Consider the following 6,227-nt stretch of genomic DNA (forward strand, 5'->3'; position numbering starts at 1 on the left):
ATAAAAATGAATATTTTAATTAATGGTCAGTCAGTTACAGTAAGCGAGAATACATCGCTCACTCAGGCGTTGAGCCAGTTTGGCGCAAGACCGCCATTTGCGGTTGCCGTTAATGGTGACTTTGTACCCCGCAGTCAATGCGATGCTAAAACCCTCAACGAAGGCGACAGCATTGAGTTATTGTCGCCAATTCAAGGAGGCTAAGATGGATAATTTTTCGGTTTATGGTGAGCAATTTACGAGTCGGTTACTGATTGGCTCAGCACTGTACCCTTCGCCAAGTGTTATGACTGAGTCGATAGTGGCCTCACAGGCTGAGATTGTCACCGTTTCATTAAGACGCCAGCAAAGCGCTGCTGCGGGTGATGATTTTTGGCAATTGATAAAAAACACTGGGTTAAAGGTGCTGCCGAATACGGCGGGTTGTCATAGCGTAAAAGAGGCGGTGACCTTGGCGCAAATGTGCCGCGAAGTATTTGCCACTGACTGGATCAAGTTAGAACTAATTGGTGATGAATATAATTTACAGCCCGATCCAATCGCATTGCTTGAAGCCACTAAAATTTTATTGGCCGATGGCTTTAAAGTTTTACCTTATTGCACAGATGATTTAGTGCTGTGTCAGCGCCTCGCTGATTTAGGCTGCGAAGTATTAATGCCTTGGGGCGCACCGATTGGCACGGGTAAAGGCTTGCTGAATCCTTATAACTTAAAAATGATCCGTGAGCGCTTGCCAAACCATACTTTAATTGTTGATGCAGGCTTAGGTTTACCATCTCATGCCTGCCAAGCGCTTGAATTAGGGTATGATGCCGTATTATTAAATTCGGCAATTGCGGGTGCAGGTTGCCCAGTAATGATGAGTAAAGCGTTTAAGAGTGCGGTTGAGGCGGGACGATATAGCTATTTGGCTAAAGCGATGCCAGAAAAAGACGTAGCAAGCCCATCAACGCCGACGCTCGGTATGCCATTTTGGCATCAAGAATAAAATGTGAGGAATAACATGAATCAGGTTGTATGGACCATAGCTGGCTCAGATTCGGGCGGCGGTGCAGGAATTCAAGCCGATATCAAAGCAATGCAAAGTTTTAACGTACATGGCTGCACAGTTATTACTGCTTTAACGGCACAAAATAGTCTAGGTGTAGAAGCACTTAACCCGATATCAACAGAAGTGATTGAGTCGCAACTATTAGCCTTAGCCAGTGATATGCCTGCCAGTGTGATTAAAATTGGCATGCTTGCCAATGTGCAGCAAATACAGCTTATTAGTGAGCATTTAAAACATTACAAAGCAACTTGGGCAGAGCCGCCTTTGGTTGTTTATGATCCGGTTGCCATTGCCTCAAGTGGTGATTTATTAACAGAAGAAGATACTCTTAGTGCCATCAAAGAGTGTTTATTGCCATTAGTCGATGTTGTAACACCGAACACCCACGAAACGCAGCTATTAACCGGTGTTTACTTGATTGGCCCAAGCGCAGTGAAAGAAGCCGCAGAGAAGTTAACAGGCTATGGTGCAAAAGCGGTGATCATCAAAGGGGGGCATTGGGATTACCCAAGTGGCTATTGCATTGATTACTGCGTGCAAGGTGAGCAGGAATATTGGCTTGGTAACGAAAAAATTCAAACTCCGCATAGTCATGGTACTGGATGCAGTATGGCCTCTGTGATTGCTGCGTGTTTAGCCAAACAGTATCCACTCAAAGATGCCTTTATTTTAGCGAAAGCCTATATAAACCAAGGTTTAAAAGCAGCCATTCGATATGGTGAAGGGATTGGACCTGTTGCACACACTTGCTTTCCAACAAATCTAGCAGATTACCCACAAGTCATCGAGGCGGGAAGTTGGCTCGGTGATGAGCTCGACTTTGATTGCCCGGTTGATTTTACCATGGCAGCAGGCTTTGCCGAGTGCGACTCTAAACAGCTTGGGCTGTATGCCGTTGTAGATACGGTTGATTGGTTAGAGAAGTGTTTAGCCGAAGGGGTTAAAACAGTTCAATTAAGAATGAAAAATGCAGACGATGCAGCACTTGATGAGTCGATTGCAAGTGCGGTTATGCTGGGGCAGAAGTACGATGCGCAGGTGTATATCAATGATTATTGGCAGTTGGCGATTAAGCACGGTGCTTATGGTGTGCATTTAGGACAAGAAGACTTACAAACCGCTAATTTAATTGCCATAAAAGAGGCGGGGTTACGCTTAGGTGTATCGACTCATGGCTTTTATGAGATGCTGCGTGCACATAATTACAGACCAAGTTATATGGCGTTTGGTGCTATTTATCCAACCACCACTAAAGACATGACTGGGCAAATTCAGGGCTTAGAAAAGCTCGAAAAATTTGTGCCGTTGATGGCCGATTATCCAACGGTCGCGATTGGTGGAATTGACTTATCTCGTGCTGAGCAAGTTGCGAGCACGGGTGTTGGCAGTGTTGCAGTAGTACGTGCGATTACTGAAGCCGAAAACTACCAAGCAGCCATTGCCAAGTTAAAACAGCTGGTCGAAGGTCAGTCATAATATGAGCGCGTTAAGCGACAAAGAGCAAATTCGTTATAGCCGCCACTTGCTACTCAAAGAGGTGGGGCATGCAGGGCAGCAAAAGTTAAAAACTGCACATATTGTGGTTGTCGGAGCGGGTGGGCTTGGCTCACCGGCATTGTTTTATTTAGCGGCTGCAGGAATCGGGACGCTCACTTTGATTGACGACGATAAGGTTGAGCTTTCAAATCTACAGCGACAAATACTCTATAAAGTAAACCACATGGGGCAGGCAAAAACACAGGCGGCTGCCAAGGTGTTAAGCAGTTTAAATAATCAAATAACGGTTAAACCTCTATGCCAAAAGCTTGATGAAAGTAACTGTGCTGAGCTACTTGAAGGTGCTGACATCATCCTCGATTGCAGTGATAACTTTGCTACCCGCTATTTGGTTAATGGCTATTGTTTAGCTAAATCTATCCCACTTGTATCAGCTGCCGCTATTGCAACGCAGGGGCAGGTGATGAGTTTTGATTTTCGTGATGAACAGAGTCCTTGCTATGGCTGTATATTCCCACAAACGGAGGAGCAAACAGCGCTTAATTGTGACAATGCAGGAGTATTGAGCCCGTTGCTGGGTGTTATGGGGAGCATGCAAAGTTTATTGGCTATCAATATATTGCTTGGCCATAAAACGGGTAGCGAGTTTATTCAATTTGATGGGCTAACACTAATGCAGCAGTGCTTTAATATTCAAAAAGATAGTGAATGTTTAGAGTGTAATCGTGGGGTATAGGTGCGATTTATAGTGAATTTTAAGCAAACCACTATTGCTCAAGTGGTTTGCTTAATTGAACTTATTAGTCGTTAATTTTCGCAAATGGTGTGCCCATGCGGGTCACTGTTTCTGGGTGTTGATCTGATAAGAACTCAGCTTGATTTGCTCCCCAGGCTAAAATAACGGTAGAGCCTAACTTAAAGCGACCCATTTCTTCACCCTTCTTCAGAGTAATCGCATTGTCACCTTCAGTTGGGTAATTCCAACTAAATACATCTTTACCTGCTGGTGGCGTTACTGTGCCTGCCCAAATAGTCTCGATGCTAGCAACAATTGTTGCACCTACAAGTACCATGGCTAGCGGGCCAATTTCAGTTTCAAATATAGCCACAACACGCTCGTTACGAGCAAATAGGTTAGGTACATTTTGTGCTGTTAACGGGTTTACCGAAAATAAATCACCCGGTACGTAGATCATTTTGCTCAGCGTACCATCAACAGGCATGTGAATACGGTGGTAATCTTTAGGCGCTAAATAAATAGTCGCAAACTTACCGCCTAAAAACGGCGCTGTGTCTTCTTCTTTGCCACCAAGGAGGGCTTGTAAGCTGTAGTCATGGCCTTTTGCTTGGATGATTTGACCGTCTACTACATCGCCTAATTGGCTAATTGCACCATCAACTGGGTGAGCAATAATGTCGCTTTCTTCAGCAAGTGGACGAATACCTTCTTTTAATGGGCGAGTGAAAAACTCATTAAAAGTTTTGTAATGAGCTGGATCTGGGTATTTAGCCTCACTCATATCAATTTTGTATTGTTTGATAAACAATTTAATTAAGGCCGTTGTTAAGCCACTCGCTTTTGCTGCTGCTAATTTGCCAACCATGCGCGAAATGAAATGTTTTGGCATGGCATATTGCATAGCAATTTTGAATTTATCTAAACTCACTTGTTATTTCCTAAATAGTTATACGCGAGGAGCGCGTGCACCAGCACGGCCGTCGGCCATAGTTTCTAAAATTCGGTGGTAACTGTCAAAACGAAGTTCTGAAATTTCACCATCATCAACAGCTTGGCGAATTATACAGCCAGGATCGTTTAAATGTTTACAATCGCGAAAACGACAGCCACCAATAAAATCACGGAACTCTTTAAAGCACCATGTAACGCGCTCAACATCTAAATGCCATAAGCCAAACTCACGAATTCCCGGTGAGTCGATTAGGTTACCACCACTTGGTAAATGGTGTAATCGCGATACGGTTGTTGTGTGTTGACCAAGGCCGCTGTTCTCAGAGACTTCTTGGGTTAAGATGTCAGCATCAGGCAGTACCGTGTTCACTAAGGTTGATTTACCCACACCACTTTGACCAACAAAAATGCTGTTTTTATCGACCAGTTTTTGTTTAAGCTCAGCAATGCCTTGACCGGTTTTATTACTGACTAATAGTACTTGATAACCTAGCTCACGATAGATATCGAGAATTTCATCAATAAAAGCAAGGCCTTCATCGTCAATTAAATCTATTTTATTAAGCACTAAAATAGGCTCAATACCCATGTCTTCACAGGCAACTAAATAGCGGTCGATAATGTTTGGTGTAAACTCAGGCAATACCGCAGAGACCATTAAAATTTGGTCGATATTGGCAGCGACGACTTTCACCCCGTCATAAAAATCAGGGCGCGTTAGTTGTGAGCGACGCTCATGGGTTGCTTCAATAACGCCAGCTAAGTCGCCTTCGCTAACTTTTGCACGGCGAAAAATAACTTCATCACCACAAACAAGGCTCGATACTGTTCTGCGTATATTACAGCGCAATACTTCGCCTGATTCGGTTTCGATATCGGCATGTTGGCCAAATCGACTGATCACAACCGCATTTTCGGCAGGGCCTAAATTGTCATTTTGCCATTGCACAGTTGCCCCTTTCTGTTGCTTTTTGTCTGCATTAGAGAGGCGTTTTTGATGATTGGCCTTAATTCGACGCGATTGGCCTTTACTTAATTTCTTTTGTTTTGCCACTTTTGGCCTATAACTTGAGTAAATGTCGGGCTTTTTGAAAAAAAAGCTTTAGGTCGACTGATGATACTAATATGATATATCTAAATGCGTTGGATCTAAAGGAAAGCACCGCTAAGGTAACTATGTCTTTTCATAAATCAAATCTTATCTGGCTCGACCTGGAAATGACAGGCCTCGAACCAGCAACAGATAAAATACTCGAAATTGCCACTGTTGTCACCGACAGTGATTTAAACATCTTGGCTGAAGGCCCTGTTATTGCTATTCATCAAAGCGATGAACTGCTTGATGGCATGGACGAGTGGTGCACGACTCAGCACGGTCAATCTGGTTTAACAGCTCGTTGTAAAGCAAGCACATTCACTGAGCAAGATGCTATTGATCAAACATTGGCATTTCTAAAGCAATGGGTACCTGCGGGTGCTTCACCTATGTGTGGTAATTCTATCGGCCAAGACCGCCGTTTTATGAATAAATACATGCCTGAATTGGAAGACTACTTTCACTACCGTAACCTTGATGTGAGTACAGTTAAAGAGCTTGCACGTCGCTGGAAACCGGACGTATTAGCGCAAGTGAACAAAAAAGGTTCACATCTAGCCCTCGACGATATCAAAGATTCGATCATGGAATTAAAGGTTTACCAAGAAAAATTCTTTAATTTGTAAAAAACATTTGCAAACACATCGGATTATTGTAGAATCCTGCCCCGCTTAAGACGTTAACCCCCGCGGGGTTAGTGTGTCTTTAGCTAAACTTTTATAGTTGAAAGTTATAATTTGCGGCACTAGCTCAGTTGCCAGAACGTTTACCGCAACCTACAGGTTGTGCGACAACGGACAAATTACTGACTACTTTAAAGCGGCACTAGCTCAGTTGGTAGAGCGCAACCTTGCCAAGGTTGAGGTCACGAGTTCGAGCCTCGTGTGCCGCTC

The 6,227-nt window shown here is 43.7% G+C and carries 7 protein-coding genes and 1 tRNA gene; 6 read left to right on the plus strand and 2 right to left on the minus strand.

The annotated features are described in order from the left end of the window. Positions 1-6: 6 nt before the first annotated feature. The 4 genes from thiS to EXT43_RS00900 are packed head-to-tail and all read left to right on the plus strand — an operon-like array spanning position 7 to position 3,284. Positions 7-204 carry a sulfur carrier protein ThiS gene (gene thiS, locus EXT43_RS00885; protein ID WP_058585948.1) on the plus strand — a complete coding sequence of 66 codons (198 nt, stop codon included), beginning with the start codon at positions 7-9 and terminating at the stop codon, positions 202-204. A 1-nt stretch (position 205) separates the two neighbouring features. Then, a complete protein-coding gene (locus EXT43_RS00890) occupies positions 206-988 on the plus strand; it encodes a thiazole synthase (protein ID WP_130166174.1) in 783 nt (260 codons plus the stop codon). Between the two features lie 15 nt (positions 989-1,003). Beyond that, the gene (gene thiE / locus EXT43_RS00895; RefSeq protein WP_130166175.1) at positions 1,004-2,527 is read left to right on the plus strand and encodes a thiamine phosphate synthase; all 1,524 of its coding nucleotides are present in this window, start codon (positions 1,004-1,006) and stop codon (positions 2,525-2,527) included. Between the two features lies 1 nt (position 2,528). Then, complete coding sequence (locus EXT43_RS00900) at positions 2,529-3,284, plus strand: HesA/MoeB/ThiF family protein (protein WP_130166176.1); 756 nt, start codon at positions 2,529-2,531, stop codon at positions 3,282-3,284. A 64-nt stretch (positions 3,285-3,348) separates the two neighbouring features. Here the strand turns inward: EXT43_RS00900 and asd are convergent, their stop codons facing one another. Next, positions 3,349-4,215: an archaetidylserine decarboxylase gene (gene asd, locus EXT43_RS00905; RefSeq protein WP_171037145.1), complete on the minus strand. Its 867-nt coding sequence runs from the start codon at positions 4,213-4,215 to the stop codon at positions 3,349-3,351. 18 nt (positions 4,216-4,233) lie between these two features. Further along, positions 4,234-5,292, minus strand: coding sequence for a small ribosomal subunit biogenesis GTPase RsgA (rsgA, locus tag EXT43_RS00910; protein WP_058585944.1), 1,059 nt, complete (start codon positions 5,290-5,292; stop codon positions 4,234-4,236). Positions 5,293-5,414: 122 nt separating this feature from the next. Here rsgA and orn point away from each other — a divergent pair, with 122 nt between their 5' ends. Together orn and EXT43_RS00920 are read left to right on the plus strand one after the other, a co-directional pair. Continuing rightward, the gene (gene orn / locus EXT43_RS00915) at positions 5,415-5,960 is read left to right on the plus strand and encodes an oligoribonuclease (protein ID WP_054554138.1); all 546 of its coding nucleotides are present in this window, start codon (positions 5,415-5,417) and stop codon (positions 5,958-5,960) included. A 193-nt stretch (positions 5,961-6,153) separates the two neighbouring features. Beyond that, positions 6,154-6,226, plus strand: a tRNA-Gly gene (locus tag EXT43_RS00920). Position 6,227: the final 1 nt, after the last annotated feature.

Source organism: Pseudoalteromonas sp. CO109Y, from assembly GCF_004208935.1.
GTDB lineage: Bacteria > Pseudomonadota > Gammaproteobacteria > Enterobacterales > Alteromonadaceae > Pseudoalteromonas > Pseudoalteromonas shioyasakiensis.